A 2,909-nucleotide genomic window follows, 5' to 3' on the forward strand; every position below is an offset into this window, starting at 1 on the left:
TATTTCAACCGTCCAGCAGACCCAAATGGTCTGGCATACTGGATGGCGTCGAGTTTGACAGTCAACCAGATTGCTGACAGCTTTGCACAACAGACAGAATACAAAACCGTATTTGCTGGCAAATCGACAGAAGACACAGTCAACACCATCTACACCAACCTGTTTGGTCACGCTGCTGACGTAGCCGGTCTGAACTACTGGACAGGCCAACTGCTGGGCAACAAAGTCACCATGGGCCAAGCCGCCCTGGCGATCCTGGGTGGCGCGACAGGCGCAGACAAAGTAGCCGTTGACTCCAAAGTCACCGCAGCGACATCGTTCACCACAGCGATAGACACGACAGCAGAAGTCGTTGCCTACTCCCAGCCAAACGGCACCAACCTCGCCAAAGACTGGTTGAGCAAAGTACTGGACTCCGCGACAGCGACCTCCCAGATCGCGATTCAAGACGCGACCCTGACCTCCATCGTCAACGGCGGCGGCCAAAAAGACTTCACCCTGACAAGCAATACCGACATCGCCACAGCAGAAAACTTCACAGCAGGCCTGGTGTACACACCAAACGGCAATGCCCGCGTGAACGCCCTGCAAGACGAAGACGTACTGACAGGCTCCAACACCTCGGCGACAGCCAACAACAAACTGACAGCGACCCTGGGCAATGCCAATGACAACGGTGCATCCGTCATCACCCCGACATTGAAAAACATCCAGACCGCGAACTTCACGTTCTCCGGTTCTTCCGATGCCCTGCAAAACGTCGCCAACAACGCCGTAGTTGCAGTCGACCTGCAAGACGGCACCGGCCTGAAAAACATCGGCATCAACCGCATCGCCTCTACAGCTGGCACCAACCAGGCCCGTATCGAGAACATCAAATCCGTACTCGACACCATGTCCCTGACCAGCACCAACGCCAACAACACAGGCACAGCCGAATTCTCCTTCGGCAACGGCACACTGCTGGGCGCCAACACAGGCACATTGAACCTGTCTGACGTACAGATCGGCACAGTCAACATTGGTCAAAACACCTCCGGCACATCCGGCCTGGGCGTGGGCAACCAAGGTTACGAAACACTGACCATCAACAGCACAGGCAACGTCAACAACGTCGGCACCCTGAACCTGCCAATGGACACAGGCACAACAGGCAAAGTCACCATCCTGGGCGACAAAGACCTGACCCTGGCGCAAACATCCAACGTAGTCAACGGCGTCACCACCATTGAATCCGTCAACTACTCCGGTGGTATCCTGCAAGCAGCAGGCCGCCTGTCCGCGATTGATGCATCCGGCTTCAAAGGCAACCTGACCATCAACCTGGGCAACGGCATCTTCACTACAGGTAAAGCAGACACCTCCGGCGCCAACCAAAACGTCACCGTCACAGGCGGCTCTGGTAACGACACCTTCTACCTGGCAGACACCATCCAGTCCGGCGACAGCCTGACAGGCGGCGACGGCACAGATACCCTGGTCATCGTCAACGGCGGCAACATCACCGCAGGTGCAGCTGGTTCCTCCATCGTCACCAAAGTAGAACAAGTACAAGTACTGTTGAACAACGCAGCGTCCGTTGTTGACTTCGCCAAACTGCCAGACGTCACCGGCGTCCTGGTTCGCAACGTCTCCAACACCAACGTAGCAGCCCCAGCGAACTCCGCCCCAGTGGCTGGCACAGACGTGTTCACCCTGAACAACCTGACAGCAGGCCAGGCAGCAGCGATCACCATCCGTCACAGCGACACCGGCTCCAACGCCATCGGCCAATCCACCATCAATGCCAACCTGGCAACTGATAGCGGCGCTTCCGACACCGTTGCAGTCACCATCGCAGAAGGCCTGAACGTCGACCCACGTTTCAACTTCATCCTGAACACCAATGCCGTTGAAAACGTCACCCTGGTGGATGCAGACACAGAATCCAACACAGTCGCCCTGGGCAGCGTTGCTTCCCACACAGGCACAGTCACCATCGGCACAGCCGCTGGTACTGGTGTAGCCGGCACTTTCATCAACCTCGACACCACAGTCGCAGGTAACGGCGGTCTGTTCCGTATCGACACCACAGGTGGCGCAGCAGCCAACATCGCCGGCGTACAAGAGCTGTCCAAAACAGCAGGCCAGATCAAACTGATCGCTGCCAACATCGACGCCTCTGCCGAACTGGCCAACGTCATCGTTCGCGTATCGACAAGCGGCGCAGCCAACGGTGCACAAAACATCAAGATGGGTGCAGGTAACGACACCGTCATCTTCGACAACCTGGGCGACACCCGTGCCGGCCTGACCATCTCCGACACAGTCGTAGGTGGCGCAGGTACAGGCGACACACTCGTCATCGACGGCGACCTGACAGGTGCAGCACTGGGCGACACCATCGCCCTGGGCGCATCCGAATGGACCAACGTCTCCGGTTTCGAAACCATCCGCCTGGTTGGCACCTCCAACAACGCCGGTGTAGACGGTGCAGGTAACTACCGCCTGACATTGACAGATGCCCTGATCGCAGCCAACAACAACGGCGGCGTACTGGCCATCGTCAACGACAACGACACAGCCAACGATGCAGCTAACGCCGCAGACACAGCTGGTACAGCCGTTGAAAGCGCAGTAGTCATCGACGCCCGTACACTGAGCGCCACAAGCCGCTTCAGCTACAACGGCGAAGAAGGTGCAAGCCGCACAGCAGACCGCATCATCTTCACTGATGCCAACTTCAACGGCTCCCACGCCATCAACGGCGGTGCAGTTGACAACAACTCCACCAACAACAGCCAGAAGAACGACGACGTGATCGAACTGCGCAATGCAACAAACGCAGCCATCGGTGACTTCAACGGCATCAGCAACATCGGTAACATCGAACTGACCAATGACACAGCAGTAACACAAGTGTCCCAAAT

General features: G+C 57.2%; 1 protein-coding gene. It reads left to right on the forward strand.

The features are described 5' to 3' along the window. Positions 1-2,909: DUF4214 domain-containing protein (locus LZ463_RS28770; protein WP_241459759.1), on the forward strand; the 2,909-nt coding region annotated here is incomplete at both ends.

Origin of the sequence: Undibacterium paludis, assembly GCF_022568815.1 — a bacterium.
Lineage (GTDB): Bacteria > Pseudomonadota > Gammaproteobacteria > Burkholderiales > Burkholderiaceae_D > Undibacterium.